This is a genomic window from Herbaspirillum sp. GW822-FHT03A08 (genome assembly GCF_058801885.1).
Genome location: NZ_JBXANR010000002.1, coordinates 492,115 through 518,338, shown reverse-complemented (window position 1 = coordinate 518,338; position 26,224 = coordinate 492,115). Strand labels below are relative to the sequence as shown.

General features: G+C 58.0%; 23 protein-coding genes and 1 tRNA gene. 9 read left to right on the top strand and 15 right to left on the bottom strand.

Annotated features, from left to right (window positions below; translation table 11 throughout):
• Window positions 1-24 precede the first annotated feature (24 nt).
• Window positions 25-645: a TetR/AcrR family transcriptional regulator gene (locus AC1RN6_RS07395; protein WP_493004240.1), complete on the bottom strand. Its 621-nt coding sequence runs from the start codon at window positions 643-645 to the stop codon at window positions 25-27.
• A 356-nt stretch (window positions 646-1,001) separates the two neighbouring features.
• On the opposite strand from AC1RN6_RS07395, the gene fusA reads away from it, so the two are divergent.
• Window positions 1,002-3,110: an elongation factor G gene (gene fusA, locus AC1RN6_RS07390; RefSeq protein WP_493004238.1), complete on the top strand. Its 2,109-nt coding sequence runs from the start codon at window positions 1,002-1,004 to the stop codon at window positions 3,108-3,110.
• A 292-nt stretch (window positions 3,111-3,402) separates the two neighbouring features.
• Here fusA and AC1RN6_RS07385 read toward each other — a convergent pair.
• Window positions 3,403-3,479 (bottom strand) — tRNA-Asp (locus tag AC1RN6_RS07385).
• Between the two features lie 77 nt (window positions 3,480-3,556).
• Window positions 3,557-4,153: a nitroreductase family protein gene (locus tag AC1RN6_RS07380; RefSeq protein ID WP_493004235.1), complete on the bottom strand. Its 597-nt coding sequence runs from the start codon at window positions 4,151-4,153 to the stop codon at window positions 3,557-3,559.
• A 461-nt stretch (window positions 4,154-4,614) separates the two neighbouring features.
• Between AC1RN6_RS07380 and AC1RN6_RS07375 the strand changes: the two genes are divergently transcribed.
• Window positions 4,615-4,806, top strand: a complete 192-nt coding sequence (locus AC1RN6_RS07375) for a hypothetical protein (RefSeq protein ID WP_050476320.1) — start codon at window positions 4,615-4,617, stop codon at window positions 4,804-4,806.
• A 218-nt stretch (window positions 4,807-5,024) separates the two neighbouring features.
• Here AC1RN6_RS07375 and mnmE read toward each other — a convergent pair whose 3' ends face one another.
• The 5 genes from mnmE to rpmH form a co-directional block, all read right to left on the bottom strand.
• A complete protein-coding gene (gene mnmE, locus AC1RN6_RS07370; RefSeq protein WP_493004232.1) occupies window positions 5,025-6,431 on the bottom strand; it encodes a tRNA uridine-5-carboxymethylaminomethyl(34) synthesis GTPase MnmE in 1,407 nt (468 codons plus the stop codon).
• A 105-nt stretch (window positions 6,432-6,536) separates the two neighbouring features.
• A complete protein-coding gene (gene yidC / locus AC1RN6_RS07365; RefSeq protein ID WP_493004230.1) occupies window positions 6,537-8,189 on the bottom strand; it encodes a membrane protein insertase YidC in 1,653 nt (550 codons plus the stop codon).
• Window positions 8,190-8,208: 19 nt separating this feature from the next.
• Entirely contained in the window at window positions 8,209-8,478 is a 270-nt protein-coding gene (gene yidD, locus AC1RN6_RS07360; RefSeq protein WP_094562352.1) for a membrane protein insertion efficiency factor YidD, read from the bottom strand.
• Window positions 8,478-8,888 carry a ribonuclease P protein component gene (rnpA, locus tag AC1RN6_RS07355; RefSeq protein ID WP_493004228.1) on the bottom strand — a complete coding sequence of 137 codons (411 nt, stop codon included), beginning with the start codon at window positions 8,886-8,888 and terminating at the stop codon, window positions 8,478-8,480. The genes yidD and rnpA overlap by 1 nt, the downstream gene beginning before the upstream one ends.
• Before the next feature lie 42 nt (window positions 8,889-8,930).
• The gene (gene rpmH, locus AC1RN6_RS07350; RefSeq protein ID WP_006461360.1) at window positions 8,931-9,068 is read right to left on the bottom strand and encodes a 50S ribosomal protein L34; all 138 of its coding nucleotides are present in this window, start codon (window positions 9,066-9,068) and stop codon (window positions 8,931-8,933) included.
• A 149-nt stretch (window positions 9,069-9,217) separates the two neighbouring features.
• Between rpmH and AC1RN6_RS07345 the strand changes: the two genes are divergently transcribed.
• The 5 genes from AC1RN6_RS07345 to AC1RN6_RS07325 all read left to right on the top strand — a co-directional run bounded on the left by AC1RN6_RS07345 (window position 9,218) and on the right by AC1RN6_RS07325 (window position 15,493).
• Window positions 9,218-9,547, top strand: coding sequence for a hypothetical protein (locus AC1RN6_RS07345; RefSeq protein ID WP_493004226.1), 330 nt, complete (start codon window positions 9,218-9,220; stop codon window positions 9,545-9,547).
• Between the two features lie 467 nt (window positions 9,548-10,014).
• Window positions 10,015-11,937 (top strand): PrkA family serine protein kinase, encoded by a 1,923-nt coding sequence (locus AC1RN6_RS07340; RefSeq protein ID WP_094562351.1) that lies wholly within the window; start codon window positions 10,015-10,017, stop codon window positions 11,935-11,937.
• Window positions 11,938-12,018: 81 nt separating this feature from the next.
• Complete coding sequence (locus tag AC1RN6_RS07335; protein WP_493004223.1) at window positions 12,019-13,284, top strand: YeaH/YhbH family protein; 1,266 nt, start codon at window positions 12,019-12,021, stop codon at window positions 13,282-13,284.
• On the top strand, window positions 13,281-14,834 hold the full coding sequence (locus tag AC1RN6_RS07330) for a SpoVR family protein (RefSeq protein WP_493004222.1): 1,554 nt from the start codon (window positions 13,281-13,283) through the stop codon (window positions 14,832-14,834). Before AC1RN6_RS07335 ends, AC1RN6_RS07330 begins: the two co-directional genes overlap by 4 nt.
• Before the next feature lie 44 nt (window positions 14,835-14,878).
• Window positions 14,879-15,493, top strand: a complete 615-nt coding sequence (locus AC1RN6_RS07325) for an LON peptidase substrate-binding domain-containing protein (RefSeq protein WP_493004221.1) — start codon at window positions 14,879-14,881, stop codon at window positions 15,491-15,493.
• A 14-nt stretch (window positions 15,494-15,507) separates the two neighbouring features.
• Here AC1RN6_RS07325 and AC1RN6_RS07320 read toward each other — a convergent pair whose 3' ends face one another.
• The 4 genes from AC1RN6_RS07320 to metH form a co-directional block, all read right to left on the bottom strand.
• Window positions 15,508-16,188, bottom strand: coding sequence for a MarC family protein (locus AC1RN6_RS07320; RefSeq protein ID WP_493004220.1), 681 nt, complete (start codon window positions 16,186-16,188; stop codon window positions 15,508-15,510).
• 135 nt (window positions 16,189-16,323) lie between these two features.
• Window positions 16,324-17,511 (bottom strand): MFS transporter, encoded by a 1,188-nt coding sequence (locus tag AC1RN6_RS07315; protein WP_493004738.1) that lies wholly within the window; start codon window positions 17,509-17,511, stop codon window positions 16,324-16,326.
• 369 nt (window positions 17,512-17,880) lie between these two features.
• Window positions 17,881-18,156: a hypothetical protein gene (locus AC1RN6_RS07310; RefSeq protein ID WP_007883155.1), complete on the bottom strand. Its 276-nt coding sequence runs from the start codon at window positions 18,154-18,156 to the stop codon at window positions 17,881-17,883.
• Window positions 18,157-18,222: 66 nt separating this feature from the next.
• Window positions 18,223-21,969: a methionine synthase gene (metH, locus tag AC1RN6_RS07305; protein ID WP_493004219.1), complete on the bottom strand. Its 3,747-nt coding sequence runs from the start codon at window positions 21,967-21,969 to the stop codon at window positions 18,223-18,225.
• A gap of 182 nt (window positions 21,970-22,151) precedes the next feature.
• Here metH and AC1RN6_RS07300 point away from each other — a divergent pair, with 182 nt between their 5' ends.
• Both AC1RN6_RS07300 and AC1RN6_RS07295 read left to right on the top strand, forming a co-directional pair.
• Window positions 22,152-22,715, top strand: a complete 564-nt coding sequence (locus AC1RN6_RS07300) for a phosphorylase family protein (RefSeq protein WP_493004218.1) — start codon at window positions 22,152-22,154, stop codon at window positions 22,713-22,715.
• Window positions 22,716-22,858: 143 nt separating this feature from the next.
• Window positions 22,859-23,470: a cysteine hydrolase family protein gene (locus AC1RN6_RS07295; RefSeq protein ID WP_493004217.1), complete on the top strand. Its 612-nt coding sequence runs from the start codon at window positions 22,859-22,861 to the stop codon at window positions 23,468-23,470.
• A 9-nt stretch (window positions 23,471-23,479) separates the two neighbouring features.
• On the opposite strand, the gene AC1RN6_RS07290 is transcribed toward AC1RN6_RS07295, so the two are convergent.
• The 3 genes from AC1RN6_RS07290 to AC1RN6_RS07280 are packed head-to-tail and all read right to left on the bottom strand — an operon-like array spanning window position 23,480 to window position 26,174.
• Window positions 23,480-24,385 (bottom strand): LysR family transcriptional regulator, encoded by a 906-nt coding sequence (locus AC1RN6_RS07290; protein ID WP_493004215.1) that lies wholly within the window; start codon window positions 24,383-24,385, stop codon window positions 23,480-23,482.
• A gap of 36 nt (window positions 24,386-24,421) precedes the next feature.
• Complete coding sequence (fmt, locus tag AC1RN6_RS07285) at window positions 24,422-25,375, bottom strand: methionyl-tRNA formyltransferase (RefSeq protein WP_493004213.1); 954 nt, start codon at window positions 25,373-25,375, stop codon at window positions 24,422-24,424.
• 25 nt (window positions 25,376-25,400) lie between these two features.
• On the bottom strand, window positions 25,401-26,174 hold the full coding sequence (locus tag AC1RN6_RS07280) for an SDR family oxidoreductase (RefSeq protein WP_493004212.1): 774 nt from the start codon (window positions 26,172-26,174) through the stop codon (window positions 25,401-25,403).
• Window positions 26,175-26,224: the final 50 nt, after the last annotated feature.

The window sequence follows — 26,224 nt, the reverse complement described above, 5'->3', positions numbered from 1 at the left end:
GATCCCTGGATCTTCCGGCGTTTTTTATTGCACGGCGCGTTTTTTCTTTGGCGCCACCAGCACGGCGTCGAGCGCTTTCATGGCGTGGCAAATCGTGTTGGCCAGGCGCTCGCAACTCACCCCGTCGCGCGCGCTCAGTGACAGGCCGTGCAGCACGGCCGTGTAGAAGTCGCTGAGGCCGTCGATATCTGCATCGGCACTCAACTCTCCCTGTGTTTGCGCCTGGTGGAAGCGCTTGTCCAGTGCGGCGCGCTTTTTGTGTCGGCGCGCCCGCAATTCTTCAGCGTGCGCGCTGTTTTCCGGTGCGCAATTGATGGCCGATGTCACCACCATGCATCCCTTGCCGGCAAAAGTGTCGATACTGGAATGCAGCATATTGAATATTTCTTCACGCACACCGAGGCCTTCTTTCAAGGCATTCATCGGCGCCGCTGCGGTCGTTGTCGAATAAAACTCGACGGCTTCGCGGAACAATGCATTCTTGTCGCCGAATGCGGCGTAGAGACTAGGCGCCTTGACGCCGATGGCAGTCGTCAGATCGGCCATGGTCGTGCCTTCGTAGCCCTTGCTCCAAAATACCTGCATTGCCAGGCGTAGCGCTTCGTCTCGATCGAAACTGCGCGGCCGCCCTCTTGTTTGCTGCATGGGAATTCTCCTTCATGATCACATTGCCGTGGATTTTCTGCGACCAGTGTAGCTTACTTTAATTTAAATTACAAAAATACCTTGACAACATTTTCAGCAAAAAACTATTATGTAACACGCATTACATAAATACTGACTATGATGATGCGAAAGCTTTTTTGTCTTGGCGACAGGAAAGCAAACAGGGAAATCGGAAATAACAGGAAAGAGCAGGAAGCTGGGCCATAACCAGACTTTCGACCAGTATCGGCGAATCACATACAACGCCAAAATATGCGCATAATGTGATTCCGCCGCGATTGCTTTCCGCCGGTTTCATCCAATGATGTAGTGAAAATGCAGCGAAAGGAAATGTCATGACCCGCAAGACCCGTATAGAACATTACCGAAACATCGGTATCAGTGCGCACATCGATGCCGGTAAAACCACAACCACCGAGCGCATCCTGTTTTATACCGGTGTCAACCACAAGATCGGTGAAGTGCATGATGGCGCCGCCACCATGGACTGGATGGAGCAGGAGCAGGAACGTGGCATCACGATCACCTCCGCCGCCACCACCGCCTTCTGGAAGGGCATGGCCGGCAATTATCCGGAGCATCGCATCAACATCATCGACACGCCGGGCCACGTCGACTTCACGATCGAAGTCGAACGCTCGATGCGCGTGCTCGACGGCGCCGTCATGGTCTATGACTCTGTCGGCGGCGTGCAGCCGCAATCTGAAACCGTGTGGCGCCAGGCGAACAAGTACGCCGTGCCGCGCATGGCGTTCGTCAACAAGATGGACCGCGTCGGCGCGGATTTTTTCCGCGTGCAGAAACAGATCGGCGAGCGTCTGAAAGGCAACGCCGTGCCGATCCAGATTCCTATCGGTGCAGAAGACAATTTCCAGGGCGTGATCGACCTCGTCAAGATGAAAGCGATCATCTGGGATGAAGAAAGCCAGGGCGTCAAATTCGAGTACCAGCCGATTCCGGCCGACCTCGAGGAGACCGCGCGCGAGTGGCACGACAAGATGATTGAGCAAGCTGCGGAAGCCAACGAACAACTGCTGGAGAAGTATCTCAGCGGCACGCCGCTGACCGAAGCCGACATCAAGCACGGCCTGCGCCTGCGCACCATTGCCGGTGAGATCGTGCCGATGCTGGCCGGCAGCGCCTTCAAGAACAAGGGAGTGCAAGCCATGCTCGACGCCGTGATCGATTACCTGCCGTCGCCGATCGACGTGCCGGCGATCAAGGGTCACGATGAAGACGACAATGAGATTGAACGCCATCCTTCCGACGACGAAAAATTCTCGGCGCTGGCATTCAAGATCATGACCGACCCGTTCGTCGGTCAGCTGGTTTTCTTCCGTGCCTATTCGGGCATGGTCAATTCGGGCGACACCGTCTACAACCCGATCAAGGGCAAGAAGGAACGCCTGGGCCGCATTCTGCAAATGCATGCGAATGAACGCAAGGAAATCAAGGAAGTGTATGCGGGCGATATCGCAGCTGCAGTCGGTCTGAAGGACGTCACCACCGGCGACACGCTGACCGATCCCGATCACGTGATCATCCTGGAACGCATGGTCTTCCCTGAGCCGGTGATTTCGCAGGCAGTGGAACCGAAGACCAAGGCCGACCAGGAAAAGATGGGCATTGCCCTGAACCGCCTGGCGCAGGAAGATCCGTCGTTCCGCGTGCGCACCGATGAAGAATCGGGCCAGACCATTATTTCCGGCATGGGCGAGCTGCATCTGGAAATTCTGGTTGATCGCATGAAACGTGAATTCAATGTCGAGGCGACCGTCGGCAAGCCGCAGGTGGCTTACCGCGAAGCGATTCGTTCGACCGTCGAAGATGTCGAAGGCAAATTCGTCAAGCAATCCGGCGGACGCGGCCAGTACGGCCACGTGGTGCTGAAGCTGGAACCGCTGCCACCCGGCAAGGGCTACGAATTCGTCGACGCCATCAAGGGCGGCGTGGTGCCGCGCGAATTCATTCCTGCGGTCGACAAGGGCATTCAGGAGACGCTGGGCAGCGGCGTGCTGGCCGGTTATCCGGTGGTCGATATCCGTGCGACGCTGACGTTCGGCTCTTACCATGACGTCGACTCGAACGAAAATGCCTTCCGCATGGCCGGTTCGATGGCGTTCAAGGAAGGCATGCGCCGGGCCAGCCCGGTGCTGCTGGAGCCGATGATGGCAGTCGAGGTGGAAACGCCGGAAGACTATGCAGGAACTGTGATGGGCGACTTGTCGTCGCGTCGCGGCATGGTGCAAGGCATGGATGAAATCGCCGGCGGTGGCGGCAAGATCATCAAGGCTGAAGTGCCGCTGTCGGAAATGTTCGGCTACTCGACGTCGCTGCGGTCGGCGACACAGGGGCGCGCGACTTACACCATGGAGTTCAAGCATTATGCAGAGGCGCCGCGGCATGTGGTGGAGCAACTGACTACGGAGAGGAAGGGGAAGTGAGATTCGACCGGGAGTTAGCCCCTAGACTTTCTTAACTCTTTGTACGACGAAAAAACGCCGCTTAATTTGCACTAAGCGGCGTTTTTGCTTTTGTGGAGCATTGGGGGCCGCCCACGTTCCGCGGGCCGCCGATTCGCTTGCAAGCGAATCCCTTCAGGATAAGAAAATGAGCCGCCGAGAGCCGCGCAGGCGCCTCACTCCGCTCCGCTAATTTGGCTATGCCCTTCGGGCATAAAATGAACGCCCAAACAAAAACGCCTGCTTAGTTTGCACTAAGCAGGCGTTCGTGTTTTGGCGGAGCGGACGGGGCTCGAACCCGCGACCCCCGGCGTGACAGGCCGGTATTCTAACCAACTGAACTACCACTCCAGATTTGGTTTTCAGTCTCGCTGAAAGACCGCAATTATAGCGGAGCTTTCCCAGGAATTCCAGTACTTTTCTACAAATTAATCCTGAAATTTGCCTTCGAACGCCAATTTGCTCAGCGGCTCGCGCGGGCCGGGCACTTCACGGGCTTGCAGACCTTCCGGCAGGATCGATTTGTCGCCCAATTTGCCGATGGCCACAGCAGCTTCAATCGAATATTCAGCAGGAACGCCCAGTTCGATACGCGACTTTTCTTTGTCGAAACCGGCCATCGCATGCGCATGCCAACCCGACAGGCTGGCTTGCAACGCCAGATAAGCCCACGCCGAACCGGTGTCGAACGCGTGCGTGCCGGCAGGAACGGGGGTCGTTGTGCCCGGAGGGATCATGGTGGTCTTGGACAATACGATGATCAGGACCGATGCCTTTTCCGCCCAGCTGCGGTTGAATTCATTCAGCAAGCCCAGCAGGCTGTCCCACTGCGGTGTGCCGCGACGGGCGAACACGAAACGCCATGGTTGAGAATTATAAGCAGACGGCGCCCAGCGCGCGGCTTCCAGAAAGGTCAGGACGGTTTCTTCGGAAATATCGGCACCGGTGTAGGCGCGCGGCGACCAGCGGTTCAGGAATTGGGGATCGATAGGATGATCGGCAACGCGTGGGTTGGTTTGCGACATTGTGGCTCCAGATGAGTGAAATATGTTGCTCTGCAAAACGAGCAGACGGGCATCTTAGCAGGTGTTTTTCCGGTCTGCAGAGCACACCCCGGAACGCTGCGGACGCTGCGTAATGTCACGCCTCAAGTGCAGCTCAAACCTTAGCTTCAGCGCGGCCCGCGCCATCTCCACCGCCACGAGGACCGCCCCAGCCGCCCGGGCCGGGGCCGCACAGTCAGGGCGCGCAGACGCAGCCGCCCAGCGAAAACAACAAGGCAATGGCGCCAACCGGCAAAGCAAGACGTCGCATGATAATCCCGTCGACAAACATTGATCGCCGTGCGACTGTACAAACAAAAGCTGCGCAGCGTCGGCAAGGTATTGCAACAAGAAACTACCGCGCTGCAACCCGCTTCCGGCTTGCGTTTCCGACGCACCGTGCTAATATTTGAGCACATAAAAAAGCATACGGAGACAAACCCATGAACATCCTCAGAGAAGCTGAGCGCGAAGTCTGGGTCGACGGCACCATCTACCAGTTCAAATCGAAGGTGGAAGCCAGCGGCTTTGAAGACATGTGCCGCGCCATCGGCAAATTGCACAACGCCATGCAGTTGTATCCACCGTCGGCGATCTTGCAGACCGCGCCGCACGATCGCACCGAAGAAGTCTGACGGCAGAAGTAGCAGACCATCAGGCAGAAAAAAACCCGCAGGCCTTGCGGCTCGCGGGTTAAATCCAATCCTCAGGGGGGTGATGAATTGGAGGGGAGGGAGTGCTCAAGATACCGTCCCCTCACCCGCCCTTCTATCGTTTTTACACCCTGTAACATTCGTTACAGGATCGTGTCTCACATCCTTCCCGGCAGGTCCGCCCTCTTCATCTTTCCCTATTACTTGCCGATGCAGAAGCGCGAGAAGATCACGCCCAGCAAATCGTCCGGCGTGAACTTGCCGGTAATGCTGCTCAAACGCTCCTGCGCCAGGCGCAGTTCTTCCGCAAACAAATCGAGCGCTTGGTCGCTGGACTGATTGTCGACCGACGCGTGCGCCGCCGCACTTTCCAGATATTCGCGCGCCGCCTTCAGCGCGATCAGATGGCGTTCACGCGCAAGGTAGCGCGATTCGACCGTCTGCTGCCAGCCGGCGATGCGCAGCAGTTCACCGCGCAACAAGTCGATACCGAGATGATCGGTGGCTGACAGATAGATATGCGTGGCGTCGGACATCTGATCAACGGCGGGCTTATGGCCGGAACGGTCGATCTTGTTCCAGATGCGGATGACGGGAATGCCGTCGGGAAAACGCTCGGTGATCTTTTCGTCTTCCAGTGTCGGGCCGCGATCGGCGTCGAGCATGTGCAGGATGACATCAGCTTTCGCGACTTCGCCCCAGGTGCGTTCGATGCCGATGCGTTCGACTTCGTCGGGGCCGCTGCCGTCATCGCCGGCTTCACGGATGCCGGCGGTATCGATGATGTTGAGCGGCATGCCTTCGATCTGGATGGTTTCGGTGACCTTGTCGCGCGTGGTGCCGGCGATCGGTGTGACGATGGCGACGTCAGAGCCGGCCAGCACGTTAAGCAGCGACGACTTGCCGACGTTGGGCTTGCCTGCCAATACCACATTGAGGCCGTCGCGCAGCAAAGCGCCTTGCGAGGCGTGCATGAAGACGTCGTCGAGCGTGGCGCGGATGGCGGCGAGCTGGCCGCGCGCGTCGGACTGTTCGAGGAAGTCGATTTCTTCTTCCGGAAAATCCAGTGTCGCTTCGACCAGCATGCGCAGGTTGGTGACCTTGTTGACCAGATCGTGAATGACTTTGGAGAAGGCGCCGGACAAGGATTCCGAAGCCGACTTGGCAGCGGCTTCCGTCGATGCTTCGATCAGGTCGGCGACTGCTTCGGCTTGCGCCAGATCGAGCTTGTCGTTGAGGAAGGCGCGTTGCGTGAATTCGCCCGGCTCCGCCAGACGCAGGCCGATTTCGATGCCGGCTTCAAGGCAGCGCGCCAGCAGCATCTGCATGACCACCGGGCCGCCGTGGCCTTGCAACTCCAGCACGTCTTCGCCGGTATAGGAGTGCGGCGCTTTGAAATAGATCGCCAGCCCCTGATCGATCGCACTGCCATCGGCACGCCTGAACGGCAGATACGTCGCCTGACGTGGCGTCAGCGAGCTTTCGTCCTTGCCGCAAATAGCCTGGACCACGGGCCACAGATTTTTGCCTGAGATGCGGACCACGCCGATGCCGCCGCGTCCTGGAGCGGTGGCGATGGCGGCGATGGGAGAAGTGTCGAGAGTCATGGTGCGCACTGCTTTTCAAAAAGTAGGAAAACAAAGACGAAAAAAAAGCCCGTGAAAATCATGCCACGGGCTTTTTCGACTAACAAGTGACTCACAAGCAGGTCGTTAAGCCTTACCTGCCTGCAGCTTTCGGGTGATGACCCATTGCTGCGTGATCGACAGGACGTTGTTCACGACCCAGTACAGCACGAGGCCGGACGGGAAGAAGAAGAACATCACCGAGAACACGATCGGCATGAACATCATGACCTTGGCTTGCACCGGATCCGGAGGAGTCGGGTTGAGCTTGGTCTGGATGAACATCGACACAGCCATCAGCACCGGCAGAATGTAGAACGGGTCAGGTGCGGTCAGATCGTGGATCCAGCCCAGCCATGGCGCGCCGCGCATTTCAACGCTGGCCAGCAGCACCCAGTACAGCGAAATGAACACCGGGATCTGAATCACGATCGGCAGACAGCCGCCGAGCGGGTTGATCTTTTCGGTCTTGTACAGCGACATCATTTCGCGGTTCATCGCTTGCGGATCGCCTTTGTGACGCTCGCGGATCGCGGTCATCTTCGGCGTGACAGCCTTCATCTTGGCCATGCTGCGATAGCTGGCAGCCGACAGCGGGAAGAAGACTGCCTTGATCAACATGGTCAGCAGGATGATGGTCCAGCCCCAGTTGCCGACGTAGGCATGGATGTGAATCATCAGCCAGAAGATCGGCTTGGCGATGATGGTCAGCCAGCCATAATCCTTGACCAGTTCAAGGCCCGGCGTGGTCTTTTCCAGCACGGAAGATTCTTGCGGACCGGAGTACAGACGTGCATCCATGGTGACGCTGGCGCCCGGTGCAACCGAACCCAGCGGCAGGATGTTGCCGACTGCGTACAGGTTGGTGCCGATCTTCTTGGTGAAGATGTCGCGCTGCGCTTTTTCAGGCGGAATGAACGCCGAGACGAAATAGTGTTGCACCAGCGCGATCCAGCCGTTGTCGGACTTGTTGGCGTGCTGTTCCTTGCCTTCTTCGATCTTCTCGAAGGTCAGCTTCTGGAATTTTTCGGCATCGGTGTAGACCGCAGGACCGGTAAAGGTGCTGTAGAAGTGCGATTCGCCGCCCGGCTTGTTGCCGTCGCGCACCAGTTGCAGGTACAGCGATGGTGTGATCGCGGCAGCGCTGTCGTTGGTGACGGTGTGCTTCAGATCGATGACATAGTCGCCGCGCTTGAAGGTATAGGTCTTGGTCAGCTTGACGCCGTTTTCCTGCGCTTCCAGCACCAGTTGGACTTCATTGCCGTTGTCCAGCGCACGTGCGCCCGGCTTGGCGGTGAAGATCGACTTGTGGGTCGGGAACTGGCCGCCGATCAGGCCGGATTCAGCCAGATAGGTGTGACCGGCGCTGGAGTCGAACAGGACCAGGTTCTTGGTCGGGTCGACGGTGTCGCGGTGCTTCAGCAGTTCCAGACGCTTGAGTTCGCCGCCGACGGTGTCGATGTCAGCCTTGACGACGTCAGTCGTGATGGTGATGGTCTCGCCCTTGGCAGCCGGCAGGCCGCCAGCGACGTCAGCTGCGCTGGCGGTGGTGCCGGCAGCGCCGGCAACCTGCGGCACCGGCGATTTGGACGGGTCAGCGCCGGCAGCTGCCGGTGTCGCCTCTTGGGTTGCCGTCGGAAAAAACATCGACGGCTTGCCGTTATGGCGTTGCCAGCTATCCCAGAGCAACAACAGGGAAAACGAGAAGACAACCCACAGGACGGTACGTTTGATATCCATAAGAGTATTGACCAATAAATCAGGAGTGGCTGCAACCGCCAGCGGTTACAGTGGGAGAGGAAGAATCTGGGGTGGTGGATTCAGGCACGGGATCGAGTCCGCCTGGATGCCAGGGATGGCACTTGCACAGGCGTTTGCCGGCAAGCACGCTGCCTTTCCATGCGCCATGGCGGCGAATGGCTTCTGCTGCATAGTCCGAACAGCTGGGATAGAAACGGCAATTCTGCCCGAGATAGGGGCTGACTCCCAGCTTGTAGGCGCGTAACAGCAGGAGTAAAGGCGTTTTCATCACTTATTTCCCGGCTTCCTGGCAAAGGCTGTCGCGTTCAGCAAAAAGGTGAACAACTGTGACAGCTCTTCGCGCAATTCCGCTTTCAATTTCGCGTTGGTCGCCGGTCCGCTCTTGCTGTTGACCGGCTTCGACAAACGCACGATGCAATCTACCTGGGGCAATGCCAATGCCGTTTGCCGGAACAATTCGCGGGTAACGCGCTTGATCGTGTTCCGGGTGACCGCACGCGGCGCCATGCGTTTGGCGGCGACGACACCCAGACGGGCTAGCGGCAAGTCGTTGTTGCGGGCATACAGTACGAAATGCGCTGTACGATACACCGGTCGCAAACGAAAAACGGATGAAAACTCATCCGTTTTAACGATTCGCTGATCGCGTGAGTAGAGATAGGAAGAATCGCCTGTCACACAAACAGCAGCGCACTTTTCTGGCGTTGTATGGAGCAGGTATTAAACCGCTGCCAGACGCTTGCGGCCCTTGGCGCGGCGTGCGTTGATCACAGCGCGGCCACCACGGGTTGCCATGCGTGCGCGGAAACCGTGGGTACGCTTACGACGCACGACGGAAGGTTGGTAGGTACGTTTCATGTTGGACTCGCTTACTTAATCAATAATCGGCAAAAATACTTCGGAATCTCCGCGGAATTTCTGTTTTTCTGCGCGTGTCTCTTTATACATATCTGAGAGACATTTGAGAGCCGAAACCGCTAGGCCACAGCACGAACGCAATTCAACGGATGGTGAACCCTGAATTAGACTGCATTTTTCACTTGTTTGTCAATGACTTATCCACTTTCCGTCTTTCCCGAAGACAGTCTCTGAAAGCGTCCTCCCGCCTCCCCGGCATCAAAAAGCGTCTGCACCCCGGAGAAATTCGTTTTTCAGCTATCAGAAAGACAAAAGACATAGGCCGTAACTTATGGCCGACGCGTGGCGCACAGGTCACATGGCAAGAAAGCAACAATGCAAAACATGCAAAACAGCAACTTTTTAAACGCGCTGAAAACGCTTTCCGAACTGCACCGCCGTCGCTGCTGCCACCCGGCATCAAACTTGCATCGCCATAATGCATGAAAACTGCGTACATAAAAATCATCGCGCGCGACCCCGCAAGCCCTGCGCTGATTCGTTTGCGCATCCGCCGGACAAATCTTCCGCCAAGGTCAACCGGCGTTCTCGCTCAACCATTTAAGGAATAGGGATAAGCGCAAAAAATCTTCCGAAAATCAAGCGCTTCGGCATATCGAAAAGATGGCTGGCAAAACGCCGGGTGTTTTTGAATATAGGAAAATGATTTCGCAGTAGGCTGAAACCAAATGCGGCACATTGCTTCTATAAAAAAGGAATAGAATAAAAACGAAAATTTAATTTTCTGGTCGAAGTTCTCAGGTGTGCAAAGTTGAAAAATTCAAGCGCGCACACGATAGGGAAAGTGATCAGCAGCAGTACTCAGGAAACGCGGTCGATAAATCTAAGAACATAACGCACGTATTCAATTTGCAATTTGTTGTCTCATTGAAGTTACGGAGGTGGTATGGATATCTACAGCAGCTTTGCGAGTCGCTTTGACAAAACCAGAGAAGAAGAATTTTCGCTCGAAGAATACCTGAGTCTTTGCAAGAACGACCCAGCTGTGTATGCATCGGCCGCAGAACGCATGCTGATGGCGATTGGCGAACCTGAGAAGGTCGACACTCGCGAAGATCCTCGTTTGTCTCGCTTGTTCGCCAACAAGGTCATCAAGGTCTACCCGGCCTTCAAAGAATTTTACGGCGCGGAAGAAGTCATCGAGCAAGTTGTCGCTTACTTCCGCCATGCCGCACAAGGCCTGGAAGAAAAGAAGCAGATCCTGTATCTGCTGGGTCCGGTCGGCGGTGGCAAATCATCCATCGCCGAGCGCCTCAAACAGCTCATGGAGCACATCCCCTTCTATTCGATCAAAGGTTCGCCGGTCAATGAATCGCCGCTGGGCTTGTTCGATTACGAAGAAGACGGCCAAATTCTGGAAGAGCAGTTCGGCATTCCGCGCCGCTATCTCAAATCCATCCTGAGCCCGTGGGCAGTCAAGCGCCTGCATGAATTCAACGGCGATATCCGCCAGTTCCGCGTAGTCAAGCGCTACCCATCGATCCTGCGCCAGATCGCGATTTCCAAGACCGAACCGGGCGACGAAAACAATCAGGATATTTCCACGCTGGTGGGCAAAGTCGATATCCGCAAGCTCGAACAATACTCGCAGGACGATGCCGACGCCTACAGTTACTCAGGCGGCCTGTGCCTGTCGAATCAGGGCTTGCTGGAATTCGTCGAAATGTTCAAGGCGCCGATCAAGGTCTTGCATCCGCTGCTGACCGCGACCCAGGAAGGCAACTTCAAGGGTACCGAGGGCTTCGGCGCGATTCCCTTCGATGGCGTCATTCTGGCTCACTCCAACGAATCGGAGTGGAAGGCCTTCCGCAACAACAAGAACAACGAAGCGCTGCTCGACCGTATTTATATCGTCAAGGTGCCGTATTGCCTGCGCGTGTCGGAAGAAATCCGCATCTACGAAAAACTGATCCGCACTTCCTCGCTGGCCAAGGCCATCTGCGCACCGGGCACGCTGAAGATGATGGCGCAGTTCTCGATCCTGACGCGCCTGGGCGAGCCGGAAAACTCCAGCCTGATTTCCAAGATGCAGGTGTATGACGGCGAGAACCTGAAAGACACCGACCCCAAGGCTAAGTCATATCAGGAATACCGCGACTACGCCGGCGTCGACGAAGGCATGACCGGCATCTCGACACGCTTCGCGTTCAAGATTCTGTCGCGCGTGTTCAACTTCGACACCACTGAAGTCGCCGCCAATCCGGTGCACCTGATGTACGTGCTGGAGCAACAGATCGAGCGCGAGCAGTTCCCGCCCGAGCAGGAGCAAAAGTATCTGTCCTTCGTCAAGGATACGCTAGCCTCGCGCTATGCGGAATTCATCGGCAAGGAAATCCAGACCGCGTATCTGGAGTCGTATTCGGAATATGGCCAGAACGTATTCGATCGCTATGTCACGTACGCAGACTTCTGGATCCAGGATCAGGAATTCCGCGATCACGACACCGGCGAAAGTTTCGACCGCGCCTCCTTGAACGCAGAACTGGAAAAGATCGAGAAGCCGGCCGGCATCAGCAATCCGAAAGACTTCCGCAACGAGATCGTCAACTTCGTCCTGCGTGCGCGCGTGAACAACGGCGGCAAGAATCCGCTGTGGACCAGTTACGAAAAACTGCGCGTGGTGATCGAGAAGAAAATGTTCTCCAACACTGAGGACTTGCTGCCGGTGATCTCCTTCAACGCCAAGGGTTCGACCGAAGAAATGCAAAAGCACGAAGACTTCGTCAATCGCATGGTCAGCAAGGGTTACACGCCGAAGCAGGTGCGTTTGCTGTGCGAATGGTATTTGCGCGTGCGCAAATCCTCTTGAACCTGGGGAAGCGGGTTGCCTATGACAGATAGCGTCACCTAACGGCAGCCCGCCCGTTGTACCACTAGCAGGAGAACGGACTTGTTGCATCAGATCATCGACCGTAGGCTAGCTGGCAAGAATAAAAGCATCGCCAACCGGGAGCGGTTTCTACGCCGCTTTCGCAGCGATATCCGGCGTTCCGTTACCGAAGCGGTGCGCGATCGCAGTATCAAGGACATCGAAAGCTCCAAGAGCATCACCATTCCACGCAAGGATATTTCCGAACCGGCCTTCCATCATGGCCGCGGCGGCAAGCGTGAAATCGTGCATCCAGGCAATCAGGACTATCTGCAGGGCGATCGCATCCCGCGCCGCAGCGGCGGTTCCGGGGACGGCGGCAGTACCGCCAGCAATGAAGGCGAAGGCCAGGATGAGTTTACCTTCGAGTTGTCGCGTGAAGAGTTCATGCAGTACTTCTTCGAAGACCTGGAATTGCCGCGCCTGATTCAGACCAACCTGATGTCGATCCCCAACTGGAAGAACATGCGCGCCGGTTATTCGGTCGACGGTTCGCCCAACAATATCGACATCGTGCGTTCGCTGCGCAGCTCGCTGGGCCGGCGCATTGCGCTGGGCGGCCCGCTGGTGGCCAGGCTGCGCGAGCTGGAAGAACAGCTGTACGATCTGAACAAGGATCCGGCCGACAAGCGGGCCGAAATCCATCTGCTGGAAGAGGAAATCCATCACCTCAAAGGCCGCATCTGGCGCATCCCGTTCATTGATCCGTTCGATCTGCGCTACGTCAATCGCGTACGCCAGCCGCAACCGTCGAGCCGCGCCGTCATGTTTTGCGTGATGGACGTGTCGGGTTCGATGGATGAGCAGCGCAAGGATTTGTCGAAGCGTTTCTTCATCCTGCTGTACCTGTTCCTGACGCGCAATTACGAACACATCGAAGTGGTCTTCATCCGCCATCACACGCGTGCCGATGAAGTCGATGAAGACACCTTCTTCCATTCGCAGGAAAGCGGCGGCACTGTCGTATCGAGCGCACTGGAGCTGATGCAGCAGATCATCAAGGAACGTTATCCGTCCAGTGAATGGAACATTTACGGCGCACAGGCTTCCGACGGCGACAACTGGAATGACGACTCGCCGAAATGCCGCGCCATTCTGGAACAGGAAATCCTGCCGATGTGCCGCTACTTTGCCTATATCCAGGTGGCTGAGCCGGAACAGAACCTGTGGACCGAGTACACGCAGATGCTGTCCGAGAATCCGCATTTTGCGATGAAGAAAGTGCAATCCGCGGCGGAGATCTATCCCGTCTTCCGCGAACTTTTTGAAAAGCAGGTCCATGCATGAATACGCGACTGAATACGCCGCTCACGCCGCCTACCAAACATGATCCCCTGCCTTGTCCTTCGGACTGGAGCTTCGAGCTGATCGAGCGCTACAACGAAGAAATCGCCAAGGTGGCGGCGAGCTACAAACTGGATATCTATCCGATCCAGCTGGAGATCATTTCCGCCGAACAGATGATGGATGCCTACGCGTCTTCGGGCATGCCGGTGAATTACCGCCATTGGTCGTTCGGCAAGCACTTCTTGTCGACCGAACGGGATTACAAGCGCGGCCAGATGGGTCTGGCCTACGAAATCGTGATCAACTCCAATCCTTGCATCGCCTATCTGATGGAAGAGAACACGATGACGATGCAGGCGCTGGTGGTGGCACATGCGGCGTACGGGCACAACTCTTTTTTCAAGGGCAACTACCTGTTCCAGCTGTGGACCGATGCCAGCGCGATCATCGACTATCTGGTCTACGCCAAAGGCTATATCGCTGAATGCGAAGAGCGTTACGGCTTTGACCGCGTCGAAGAATTGCTGGACTCCTGCCACGCACTGATGAACTACGGCGTCGACCGCTACAAACGCCCTCAGCGGATGTCGCTGGCGCAAGAACGTGCACAGCAGCGCGAGCGCGAAGCCTATGCGCAATCGCAAGTCAATGAACTGTGGCGGACCTTGCCGGCGAAGAAGGAAACCGCTGCCACGCAGGTCGAAGAACGCTTTCCACCGGAGCCGCAGGAAAATCTGCTGTACTTCGCCGAGAAAAATGCTCCGCTGCTGGAGTCGTGGGAACGCGAAGTCATCCGCATCGTGCGCAAGGTCGGCCAGTATTTTTATCCACAGCGGCAGACCCAGGTCATGAACGAAGGCTGGGCGACGTTCTGGCATTACACCCTGCTCAACACCATGTACGACCAGGGCAAGCTGACCGACGGCTTCATGATGGAATTCCTGCATTCGCACAGCAACGTGGTGTTTCAGCCACCGATCACCAAGCCGTATTACAACGGCATCAATCCTTACGCGCTGGGCTTTTCGATGATGAGCGACATTCGCCGCATCTGCGAAAATCCGACCGACGAAGACCGCGAATGGTTTCCCGGCATGGCCGGCAGCAACTGGCTGGACACGCTGCATTACGTGATGCGCAATTTCAAGGATGAGAGTTTCGTCGCGCAATATCTGTCGCCCAAACTGATGCGCGACATGCGCATGTTCGCGGTACTCGACGACGAGAGCCGCAGCGAACTGGAAGTCTCGGCGATTCACAATCAAAGCGGCTATCAATACGTGCGGCAGGCCTTGTCGCGCCAGTACGATATCAACCACCGCGAACCCAACATCCAGGTGTGGTCGGTCAATACGCGCGGTAACCGCAGCCTGACCTTGCGGCACTTCCGCAGCGACGGCCGATCGCTGGGCGACAGTACCAACGAAGTCCTGCGCCATATGGCGCGGCTGTGGCAATTCGATGTGTATCTGGAAAGCGTCGACGATAACGGCTACATCGTGCAGCGTTATGAGTGCATCAGCGAAAACCGCTACGTTTTGCGTACTTAAGCGAACACAGGTGACCTTTGAACATCATCCGGCAGATCCAGTTCATGAACACCATTCCGCTTTTCCCGCTGGGTTCCGCCCTCTTTCCGGATGGCCGCCTGCCCTTGCAGATCTTTGAAGTGCGCTATCTGGACATGATCAACAAGTGCATCGCCAACGGCACCTCGTTCGGCGTGGTGGCGCTGACCTCAGGCAATGAAGTGCGCCGGCCGGGACAGGTGGAGACCTTCGTCTCCGTCGGCACGCTGGCGCATATCAATGAATGGTCGGCGCCGGTGCAGGGCTTGCTGCGTATTTCCTGCAGCGGCACCACGCGTTTTCGGGTGACCTCCAAGGAGCAACTCAAACATGGTTTGTGGATGGCACAGGTCGAGCCGCTGGAGAAAGACCAGAGCGTTCCCGTACCGGAAGAATTGCAAAACACCGTGACGGCGTTGATGAATTTGCTGGCGTCGCTGAAGAACCATGCGATCCCGGAAAGTGAGATCCCGGTCGCCGCGCCTTATCGGCTGGATGATTGCGGCTGGGTCGCCAATCGCTGGAGCGAAATGCTGCCGATGAGCGTGGAACAAAAGCAAAACCTGCTGGCGCTCGACAATCCCGTGCTAAGGCTGGAGCTGGTGCAAGATCTGCTCGGCGAACGCGGTTTGCTGCACTGAAGTTTGTGATTTATTCAGGGCGGCAGCAAACCTGTTTCGACCAGCAAGCCGGTGAAGCCCGACCAGAAAATCTGTATCCCGATGCATAACAGGATGAACGCGGACAGACGCAGCACCACCATGGTGCCCAGCCGTCCCAGCAGACTCACGATCTTGTTGGCCGAGCGATAGCACAGATACACCACCAGCACCGTCAAGGCCGATCCCAGCGCTGCGCTGCCGATCGACATGACCCAGTCCACCAGCCGCGCCGGCGTGTTCGCTCCCAGCGTGATCGAAGCGGCAATTGTCCCGGGACCGACCGTCAGCGGGAAGCTGATGGGATAGAAACTGCGCGCCTTCAGTTCTTCATTCGATTCGTCGTCATAGGTTTTGGCGACCTGCGTCTTGATCGACGATTCATGTTCGTTGTCACTCAGCAAGCGCCAGCCCGACACCGCGACCAGAATCCCGCCGCCGATGCGCACGATGGGCAGCGAGATACCGAAGAAGGTCAGCACGTGCGACCCGATGAAAATCGCGCCGACCAGCAAAAACCAGCAATTGATCGCCACCTGGCGCGCGACACGGTTCTCGACCTGGCGCGGCACGTCGCCGAGCAGATTGGCGAAGACCGGGGCGATGCCGAAAGGATTGAGAATCGGCAGCAAGGTCACCGGGATCAGCAAGACGGCCTTGAGAAAAATGATCAGCATGGTGGAGCTTTCCGGCGCGACGGCCAGCGAAAAAGACAAACGCTCGCAGGCGGCTGCCTGCAATGCCGATAGCGTAATGCAGGCGCGCCGCTAAATCAAACCAATATGTCCGTGCAACCGCTAGTGTTTATGACCCTACGCGCTTGCGCCTTGAAGGCTGCCGCTACTGCTGCCGCCATCGTGCTTGCGCAATGTCCGTCGCAGCAAGAAGACGCCGATGCTGAGGTTAAGCAGGTTCCAGAGGATGCCATTGAGGAAGGCGGCGTGATAAGAGCCGGTCAGATCGAAAATCTGGCCGGACATCCAGCCGCCCAGCGCCATGCCCAGCATGGTGCACATGATCACGGCACCGACGCGGCCGCCGGCTTCGCGTGCCGGAAAGTATTCGCGCACGATGATCGCGTAGGACGGCACGATACCGCCCTGGAACAAACCGAACAATGCTGAGATGACATACAGCGAGGCCAGTCCGTCGAAAGGCAGGAACAACAGCAAGGCGATCCCCTGCAAAGCCGAACCCAGCAGCAGCGTGCGCAAGCCGCCGATGCGGTCGCAGATCAGCCCCGAAATCAGACGGCTGACCACGCCGCACGCCAGCATCAGCGACAGCATCTGCGCCCCGCGCGCAGCGCCATAGCCGAGGTCGCCGCAATACGCCACGATATGCACCTGCGGCATCGCCATGGCCACGCAACAGGCCACGCCAGCCACACATAGCAGCAACTGGGCTTTGCCCATCGGCAAACCGAAAGGCCGCTCGGACGACAGATCAACGCCGCCGCGTGCAGCCGCCACTGTCGCAATCGGCGGACGACGGCGCATCAGCAAGGCCAGGCCGCCCATGACGATGAAGCAGACGATACCCAGGCCGATATATGTCTGACGCCAGCCGACGGCCTCGACAAAGTGCTGCACGATCGGCGGCCAGATGGCGCCGCCCAGATAGTTGCCGCTGGCGCAGACTGCCACGGCAATGCCGCGACGGCGCACGAACCACAGCGAGGTGTCGGCGATCAATGGCGAAAACGTCGCCGAGCTGCCGCACAAACCGATCAGCAGACCATGCGCCAGCGTGAACACGATAATGTTCGGCGCCATGGCGGCAAGGATGAAGCCGAGACCCAGACAGACCGCCCCCACCAGCAAGGGAATCATCACGCCGAAACGATCCGCCATCTTGCCCATGAGCATGCCGCCGATGCCGAAGCCGATCATCGACAAGGTATAAGGCATTGACGCCACGCCACGCGCAACGCCGAACTCCGCCTGCACGGCCGGCAACACGACTGCGACGACATACATGCCGCTGGCGCCGATGACCATCAGCACCAGCGTGATGAGCAGGCGCACGACGGCGTAGGAAGAGTCGGTTTCCGACGGTGGATGATTGTTGGTGGATGCTGCAGGGGTGGAAGTCACGCGCGGGTTCTCCGTCTCGTTTATTGATATGTCTGGTCTCCTGCCGTGGAGACGATGCATTGATCAGCGCGGGATGATCAATGCGATATTGATCAATACGACAATGCTTTCGTCACGACACGGCGGAGGACAGCCTAACACGAGACGAACAAGGTTGCAGGCAAGGGACTGCAAAGCAAAAACGCGCAGGAACATGCCTGCGCGTTTTGAGAGGGACTGAAGATGCGTTGAGGATGAATTGCCGCGTATTTTCTACGCGCAATCGTCGACCGCTTACACCAGCCGGTAACCGCTTTTCTCTTTTTTCTGCGCGATCTTCTGGATCATTTTGAAGCCGGCTTCCTGATCGTTGACCACCGTGACGCGGCCGCCGCCACGGACTTGCGGCTTGCCGGTCCAGCTCAGCGTGACGATCCAGTCGCCCAGCAAGTCCTGATTCAGATCGGCGACGAAAACCCGTGCCGCATCCGGCTGATCGGTATGAAAGTTCAGGCGCATCGGCCCGGTGACGGGCAACATGTGGGTGACGTTGTCGGCGGAATCGATCATGGCGCAAGGAGAAAAAATGAAGAAACGAAATAGAAAGTTAAATAAAAGAGTACGTAAAAACAGCTATCAGGACAAGTTCGGCGCCAGCCAGCGCTCCACGTCTTCCTTGGCGACGCCGCGGCGTTCGGCCATGTCGGTCACCTGATCGTCGCCGATCTTACCGACCACGAAGTACTTCGATTCCGGATGGGCGAAGTAGAAGCCCGATACCGACGCTCCCGGGAACATGGCGTACGACTCGGTGACGGTCATGCCGATTTCATCGCACTGCATGACCTTGAACGCTTCGGCCTTGACCGTATGTTCCGGGCAGGCCGGATAGCCGGCGGCAGGACGGATGCCGACGTATTTTTCCTTGATCAGCTCTTCGGCAGTCAGCGACTCCTGCGACACGTAGCCCCACAGATCGGTACGCACGCGCTCGTGCAGATATTCGGCGAAGGCTTCGGCCAGACGGTCGGCCAGGGCCTTCAGCATGATCGATGAATAATCGTCGTGCGCATCTTCAAAACGCTTCTCATACTTCTCGATACCGAGACCGGAAGTCACCGCGAACATGCCGATGTAATCGGCGATGCCGGATTCCTTCGGCGCGATGAAGTCGGCCAGGCACTGATTCGGACGCGCCACGCCGTCAATCACCGGCTTCTCGGTCTGCTGGCGCACGCCGTAATAAGTCAGCGCCACCTTTGTACGCGTGTCATCGGTGTAGATCTCGATGTCGTCGTCATTGACGGTATTGGCCGGCAACAACGAGACGATGCCGTTGGCGGTGAGCCAGCGGCCGTCGATGACTTTCTTCAACAGCGCCTGCGCTTCTTCGAATACCTTGGTGGCGGCTTCACCGACGACTTCGTCTTTCAGAATCGCCGGATACGGACCGGCCAGATCCCAGGTCTGGAAGAACGGGCCCCAGTCGATGTACTTGGCCAGCGTCGCCAGATCCACATTCTTGAACACGCGGCGGCCGATGAACTTCGGTTTGACCGGTGCGAATTCCAGCTGCATCTTGTTGTCGCGCGCCGCAGCGATCGGCACCAGCGGCACGGCCTTCTTGTTGGCGTGCTGCTCACGGATGCGTTCGTAGTCAGTCTCGATGTCGGTAATGTACTGATCCTTGCTCTCGGGCGTCAGCAGCGATTGCGCCACCGAGACGGCGCGCGAAGCATCGGGAACATAGACCACGGGACCGGAGTAATTCGGCGCGATCTTGACCGCAGTATGTGCGCGCGAAGTGGTGGCGCCGCCAATCAGCAAAGGCATCTTGACGCCGCTGAAGTAGCTGTCGCGTTGCATTTCCTTGGCGACGTAGGCCATCTCTTCGAGCGATGGCGTAATCAGGCCGGACAGGCCGATGATGTCGGCGTTCTCTTCCTTGGCCTTGGCCAGAATCTGCGAGCACGGCACCATCACACCCATGTTGACGACTTCGAAGTTATTACATTGCAGGACCACCGAGACAATGTTCTTGCCGATATCGTGGACGTCGCCCTTGACGGTGGCGATGACGATCTTGCCCTTGGGCTTGGCGACGACGCCGGTTTCCTTCTCGATCAGACGCTTCTCTTCTTCGATGAAAGGAATCAGATGCGCCACGGCCTGCTTCATCACGCGCGCCGATTTCACCACCTGCGGCAGGAACATCTTGCCCTGGCCGAACAGATCGCCGACCACGTTCATGCCGTCCATCAGCGGGCCTTCGATCACGTGGATCGGACGACCGCCGCTCTTCAAGAGATTCTGGCGCGCTTCTTCGGTGTCTTCGACGATCCATTGCGTGATGCCGTGCACCAGCGCGTGGGCGAGACGCTTTTCAACCGTATCGCTGCGCCACTCCAGCGTAGCTTCTTCTTTCTTGTCACCGGCCTTCAGAGTCGCAGCGATTTCGATCATGCGTTCGGTGGCATCCGGGCGGCGGTTCAGCACCACGTCTTCAACGGCGTCGCGCAACTCGGCAGGCAGATCATCGTAGACGCCGATCATGCCGGCGTTGACGATGCCCATGGTCATGCCGGCCTTGATGGCGTGGTACAGGAACACGGTGTGAATCGCTTCACGCGCCGGGTCGTTGCCGCGGAAGCTGAAGCTGACGTTGGAGACGCCGCCGCTGATCTTGGCGTAGGGCAGGTTCTGATGAATCCAGCGCGTCGCTTCGATGAAGTCGACGGCGTAGTTGTTGTGTTCTTCGATACCGGTGGCGACCGCAAAGATGTTCGGGTCAAACACGATGTCTTCCGGCGGGAAGCCGACCTTGTCGACCAGCAGGCGATAGGCGCGCTCGCAGATTTCAATCTTGCGCTCGAAGGTATCCGCCTGGCCGACTTCATCGAAGGCCATGACGATCACGGCCGCGCCGTAGCGACGGCACAGCTTGGCTTCGTGCAGGAATTTCTCCTCGCCTTCCTTCATCGAAATCGAGTTGACGATGGCCTTGCCTTGCACGCACTTGAGACCGGCTTCGATGACCGACCATTTGGACGAGTCGATCATGATCGGCACGCGCGCGATGTCCGGCTCGGATGCGATCAGGTTAAGGAAACGCGTCATGGCAGCCTGCGAGTCGAGCATCGCTTCGTCCATGTTGATGTCGATAATCTGGGCGCCGTTTTCAACCTGCTGGCGTGCAACGGCCAGCGCTTCGTCGTATTGCTCGTTGAGGATCAAGCGCGCAAAGGCCTTGGAGCCGGTGACGTTGGTGCGCTCGCCGACGTTCACGTACAGCGAGTCGTCGTTGATGATGAAGGGTTCCAGGCCCGACAGCAGCATCTCATGCTTGCCTGCCGGGACCTTGCGCGGCGCGATGGTGGCGACGGTGTCGGCGATCGCCTTGATGTGTGCCGGCGTGGTGCCGCAGCAGCCGCCGGCGACGTTGACGAAACCACTTTCGGCAAAATCTTTCAGCAGCGACGAGGTGACGTCCGGCGTCTCGTCGAAACCGGTATCGCTCATCGGATTGGGCAAACCCGCGTTCGGATAAATGCAAACGAAGGTGTCTGCGATCTTGGACAACTCTTCGGCGTAAGGACGCATCAGCGCCGCGCCCAGGGCGCAGTTCAGACCGACGGTCAGCGGACGCGCATGACGGATGGAGTGCCAGAATGCAGGCACGGTCTGGCCGGACAGAATGCGGCCCGATGCATCGGTGACGGTGCCGGAAATCATGATCGGCAAACGCTTGCCCGACTCTTCGAAGAACATGTCGATTGCAAACAGTGCAGCTTTGCAGTTGAGCGTATCGAAAATGGTTTCGACCAGCAACACGTCGGCGCCGCCTTCAACCAGCGCGCGCGTCTGTTCCAGATACGAAGCCACCAGTTGATCAAAGGTCACGTTGCGCGCGGCAGGATCGTTGACGTCCGGCGAAATGGAGGCAGTCTTCGGCGTCGGTCCCAGCGCGCCGGCGACGAAGCGCGGCTTGTCGGGCGTCGAATACTTGTCGCAGGCGGCGCGCGCCAGCTTGGCCGATTGCACGTTCATCTCGTAGACGAGATGCGCCATGTGATAGTCGTCCTGCGCCACGCCGGTAGCGCCGAAAGTATTCGTCTCGATCAGATCGGCGCCGGCGGCCAGGTATTTCTCGTGGATTTCCTGGATGATGTGCGGCTGGGTCAGGCTCAGCAGTTCGTTATTGCCCTTGACGAACAATTCCTTGCCGGGCACGCTGAAGTCCTTGAAGCGCTCGCCGCGATAGTCTTCTTCCGTCAGCTTGTATTGCTGAATCATGGTGCCCATTGCGCCATCCAGAATGAGGATGCGCTGCGACATCAGGTCGCGCAACAACAGTTCGGTTTGGCACAGATCGTTTGGCTTCATGGCTCGGTTCTTCAGTATGAAATAATGCAATAACCCAATGCAAAAACCCGGTCACGCAGCATGCCGGGTTCATCAAATCGGTAAAGTCTTGAAATTATACGTGAAACGCCCGCCCGGCCCTCTGCTGACTTGCCTCTGTCTGCCGGCACGTTTGACCTGATCCCGCCTCACTACCATAGTCCATGACCCAGAAAATCCTGATCCTGACCGCCCTCGCCTCCGAATTGAATGCCGCCGAAGCTCCTGCGAGCGTTGAGGTCATCTATACCGGTGTCGGCAAGATCAACGCCGCCGCGACGGCCACAGCCGCCATTCTGCAACGCCAGCCGCAACTGATCGTCAACTTCGGCACCGCCGGCAAGATCAATCCGGCGATAGACGGCCTGCTGGACATCGCCAGCGTCATTCAGCGCGACATGTTGGCGATCCCGCTAGCCGCTCGCGGCGTCACACCCTTGTCGGAGGAACCGAGCCGGTACGCCTCGGGGCACGGCAACGCCATTTGCGGCACCGGGGACAGCTTCGTCACCGCCAGCGACCCATGGCTGGCCGAACAAGGCGTGGATGTTGTTGATATGGAACTATTCGCCATTGCCCACACCTGTTATCGATATGGGGTGCCGTGGCGTGCATTCAAGTTCATTACGGATTCGGCGGACGATGACGCGGCCGATCACTGGAACGACAACGTGCATCGCGGTGCAGACTTGTTCTGGCAGCAGTTAGGCAAACTGATGTCGGCATAAGGCATCCTGGCATTCAGAACGAAACTGACGTGCTCCCGATATGTGCTGATTACGCACATATCTTGTGAGCCTGCGCTACTGTTGCACCTGTCACCGCTCACCTATTCTTCGCCCTGTCGCTTATCACCACAGGAGAAGAACCCATGTCGCATCCCACCATCCGTACGATCGCCGGCGCCGTTGCGCCGGTGTCGCTGCAAGCCGGCAGCACCGCGCTGCTGATCATTGATTTTCAAAACGAGTACTTCACCGGCAAGATGCCCATTCCGGATGGCATGACGGCGCTGGCCAACGCCCGACGTCTGATTGCCTTTGCCGATCAATACAAGATGCCGGTCTTCCATGTTCAGCATGTGACCCCAGCCGGTTCGCCGGTTTTTGCAGCGGATGGGCATACCGTCGCCATCCATCCTGCAATTCAACCGGAAGCGCACCATACCCTCCTGCAAAAGAGTTCAGTCAGCGTGTTTCCGACCACTGACATTGACGTTCGTCTGAAAGACGCCGGCATCAAAACCCTGATCATTGCCGGTCTGATGACACATGCCTGTGTCGCAGGTGCAGCGCGCGATGCCGTGCCTGCCGGGTATGAGGTCATCGTCGCTGCCGATGCGTCGGCAACACGAGATATCGAAGCACCGGATGGAAAATTGATTGCACACGACGTCCTGCATCGTTCTGCGTTGACCACGATTGCAGATACGTTCGGCGACGTGTTGACCACTAACGCCATTCTGGAACTACAAATCAGCTAGTCAGTACCGTCAATATTCCCAGCGCGGCGTCGCATAGTAAGCGCTGAGAAAATCCACGAAGGCCCGCACCTTGGGCGAGAGATGGTGATTCTGTGGATACAGCACGTAGAGGTCGCGCGATTGCAGGCGGTATTCCGGCAGCACCTCCACCAGGTCGCCGCGCTTGATATCCTCATGGACGACGAAGGTGGCCGACGCCGTGATGCCCATGCCGGCGCGCGCTGCTGCGCAGACGATCAGGCCGGTGTTGGCCTGCACGTTGCCGCCCAGACTGACCGTCTGCTCCATTCCATCCGGTCCGACGAACACCAGCTCCGTGGTCTGCAGCGCCAGCGAATACGCCAGGTAGTTGTGGTTCAGCAGGTCCTTCGGCTCACGCGGCATGCCGTGTTTCTTCAGATAGGCGGGAGAGGCCACCAAGGCCATTTCGCTGGTCGCCAGGCGTTTGGCGACCAGTGTTGAATCGGGCAAGCTGCGCGTGATGCGCAGGCCGACGTCGAACTCTTCACTGATGAGATCGACGAAGCGGTCGTTGCATACCAGGTCGACCTTCAGTTCGGGATAGGCTTGCATGAATTGTGGCAGCCAGTTGGGCACTTCCAGCGTACCGAACACCATCGGTGCATTGATGCGCAACACGCCGGCCGGACGCGCCTGATGATGCGAAACGACGCGCGTGGCGTCTTCCACCTGATCGATGATGTCGATGCAGCGCTGGTAATACAGCTGCCCGACTTCGGTCAATGAAAAGCGCCGCGTGGTCCGGTTGAGCAATTGCGCACCGAGCAGGTCTTCCAGCTGTCGTACCTGGCGCGACACCACCGTATGAGAAATATCCAGTGCGTCGGCCGCGGCAGAGAAACCGCCGCTTTCGACCACGCGCCTGAAGATGCGCATTGCCGCCAGTTGATCCATGTGTTCCTCGTGCTTGTCGCCTGCTGCAGCGCGGTTTTATCGAAACGCGCCATCCGCCAATGGAAATCCTTTCAGGAACTCCGCCGCAGGCAAACGTTTTCCGCCCGGCTTTTGCAGCTCCGTGATGTGCAGCACGCCGGCGCCGCAGGCGACTTTGACGCCGTCGTGCGCGTTCGCGGCGAGGATGCTGCCCGGTGCGGCGGGAGTCGTTTCGTCGATGACCTGCGCCTGCCATAGCTTGACCGTGACATCGCCGAACTGAGCGGAAGCGCCGGGGAAGGGATTGAACGCGCGAATTTTGCGCGCCAGCACCTCCGCCGGTTGCGTGAAGTCGAGCGCGGCTTCTTCCTTGCTGATCTTGGCGGCGTAGTTGGCGCCGTCTTCGGGCTGCGGCGTTGCCGGCAACGTGCCGTGCTCCAGCTTTTGTACAGCGTCAACGATCATCCTTGCGCCCAATGCCGCGAGCTTGTCGTGCAGGCTGCCGGTGGTATCGGTTGCCCTGATCGGCAAGGCTTCCATCAACAGCATCGGCCCGGTATCGAGGCCTTCTTCCATTTGCATGATGGTGATGCCGGTTTCGCTGTCGCCAGCTTCGATGGCGCGATGAATCGGGGCAGCGCCGCGCCAGCGCGGCAGCAGGGAGCCATGAATATTAAGGCAGCCCAGCCGGGGAATATCCAGCACGCTGCGCGGCAGGATCAGGCCGTAGGCGGCAACGATCATGATGTCGTGCGGCGTACTGCGCAACAGTTCGTGGGCTTCGCGCGCGACGTCGGGATATTTGCCGTCCAGGCGCAGCGACACCGGCTGCGCCACTGGTGTGCCGTGCGCGATGGCGCATTCTTTGACCGGCGAAGCGTGCAGTTGCATCCCGCGTCCGGCCGGGCGATCGGGCTGAGTCAGGACCAGCGTGATCTCGTGGCCTGCTGCGTACAGTGCTTCAAGCGCGGTGGCGGCGAATTCGGGAGTTCCGGCGTAGATGATTTTCATGGCGTGATTGCTCGATCAAACTTGTTCAAAGATGGCGTTTTTTGTGCGGCGCTTTGGAAAACGCGAAGTCGTAGAGGCTGTTAGGCAGCAGGCGTAGCATTTTGGCGACCGCACCCATTTGCCACGGAATCACGCGGTAGCTGTCGCCTGCTGCGATAGTCGCCAATGCCCGCGCCGCGAATTTTTCGACCGGCATCAGGAATGGCATGCGGTAGTGATTGACCTGCGTCATCGGCGTATCGATGTAGCCCGGCGCAATCGTCACGACCTTGATGCCACTGGCGCGCAATTCCACGCGCAGCGATTCGCAGTAGCTGATCACCGCCGCCTTCGATGCACTATACGCCTCCGCACCAGGCAGGCCGCGAATGCCGGCGACGCTGCCGATGCCGACCAGGCGGCATTGCTGCGGCTGCGGCGAAGCTTTCATAGCAGCGATGAAGGGATGGAAGGTGGCGACCGTGGCCGTCACGTTGGTGGCAATGATGCGCTCGAATACCGGGATGTCTTTGACATATTCGGTCAGCGTGCCTTGCGAAATACCGGCGTTGGCGATCACCACATCAGCGCCGCCGGTTGCGTTGATGAAGTCCTGCGCGGCTTGGTGCAAGGCGGCGTGATCGGTGACGTCCAGCGCGTAAAGCTGATGGCGATCGGGGTTGGCCAGGCCGGCGCGGATTTGCTCCAGTGTTTCCTTGCGACGCGCAACCAGACCAAGGACAGCGCCTTGCTGCGCATACGCTTTTGCCAGCGCGGCGCCGATGCCGCTCGATGCGCCCGTGATAAAGACACGCTGCATGAAATCCCCTCAGTTCGATAGTTCACCGGAACGCAACACTGAAATGATGC

What these genes read in the sequence shown, in the direction of transcription:
- AC1RN6_RS07395 (WP_493004240.1), bottom strand. Translation starts at nt 645, where the DNA reads ATGCAGCAAACAAGAGGGCGGCCGCGCAGTTTCGATCGAGACGAAGCG.
- fusA (WP_493004238.1), top strand. Translation starts at nt 1,002, where the DNA reads ATGACCCGCAAGACCCGTATAGAACATTACCGAAACATCGGTATCAGT.
- AC1RN6_RS07380 (WP_493004235.1), bottom strand. Translation starts at nt 4,153, where the DNA reads ATGTCGCAAACCAACCCACGCGTTGCCGATCATCCTATCGATCCCCAA.
- AC1RN6_RS07375 (WP_050476320.1), top strand. Translation starts at nt 4,615, where the DNA reads ATGAACATCCTCAGAGAAGCTGAGCGCGAAGTCTGGGTCGACGGCACC.
- mnmE (WP_493004232.1), bottom strand. Translation starts at nt 6,431, where the DNA reads ATGACTCTCGACACTTCTCCCATCGCCGCCATCGCCACCGCTCCAGGA.
- yidC (WP_493004230.1), bottom strand. Translation starts at nt 8,189, where the DNA reads ATGGATATCAAACGTACCGTCCTGTGGGTTGTCTTCTCGTTTTCCCTG.
- yidD (WP_094562352.1), bottom strand. Translation starts at nt 8,478, where the DNA reads ATGAAAACGCCTTTACTCCTGCTGTTACGCGCCTACAAGCTGGGAGTC.
- rpmH (WP_006461360.1), bottom strand. Translation starts at nt 9,068, where the DNA reads ATGAAACGTACCTACCAACCTTCCGTCGTGCGTCGTAAGCGTACCCAC.
- AC1RN6_RS07345 (WP_493004226.1), top strand. Translation starts at nt 9,218, where the DNA reads ATGGTGAACCCTGAATTAGACTGCATTTTTCACTTGTTTGTCAATGAC.
- AC1RN6_RS07340 (WP_094562351.1), top strand. Translation starts at nt 10,015, where the DNA reads ATGGATATCTACAGCAGCTTTGCGAGTCGCTTTGACAAAACCAGAGAA.
- AC1RN6_RS07330 (WP_493004222.1), top strand. Translation starts at nt 13,281, where the DNA reads ATGAATACGCGACTGAATACGCCGCTCACGCCGCCTACCAAACATGAT.
- AC1RN6_RS07325 (WP_493004221.1), top strand. Translation starts at nt 14,879, where the DNA reads ATGAACACCATTCCGCTTTTCCCGCTGGGTTCCGCCCTCTTTCCGGAT.
- AC1RN6_RS07320 (WP_493004220.1), bottom strand. Translation starts at nt 16,188, where the DNA reads ATGCTGATCATTTTTCTCAAGGCCGTCTTGCTGATCCCGGTGACCTTG.
- AC1RN6_RS07315 (WP_493004738.1), bottom strand. Translation starts at nt 17,511, where the DNA reads ATGGTCATCGGCGCCAGCGGCATGTATGTCGTCGCAGTCGTGTTGCCG.
- AC1RN6_RS07310 (WP_007883155.1), bottom strand. Translation starts at nt 18,156, where the DNA reads ATGATCGATTCCGCCGACAACGTCACCCACATGTTGCCCGTCACCGGG.
- metH (WP_493004219.1), bottom strand. Translation starts at nt 21,969, where the DNA reads ATGAAGCCAAACGATCTGTGCCAAACCGAACTGTTGTTGCGCGACCTG.
- AC1RN6_RS07300 (WP_493004218.1), top strand. Translation starts at nt 22,152, where the DNA reads ATGACCCAGAAAATCCTGATCCTGACCGCCCTCGCCTCCGAATTGAAT.
- AC1RN6_RS07295 (WP_493004217.1), top strand. Translation starts at nt 22,859, where the DNA reads ATGTCGCATCCCACCATCCGTACGATCGCCGGCGCCGTTGCGCCGGTG.
- AC1RN6_RS07290 (WP_493004215.1), bottom strand. Translation starts at nt 24,385, where the DNA reads ATGGATCAACTGGCGGCAATGCGCATCTTCAGGCGCGTGGTCGAAAGC.
- fmt (WP_493004213.1), bottom strand. Translation starts at nt 25,375, where the DNA reads ATGAAAATCATCTACGCCGGAACTCCCGAATTCGCCGCCACCGCGCTT.
- AC1RN6_RS07280 (WP_493004212.1), bottom strand. Translation starts at nt 26,174, where the DNA reads ATGCAGCGTGTCTTTATCACGGGCGCATCGAGCGGCATCGGCGCCGCG.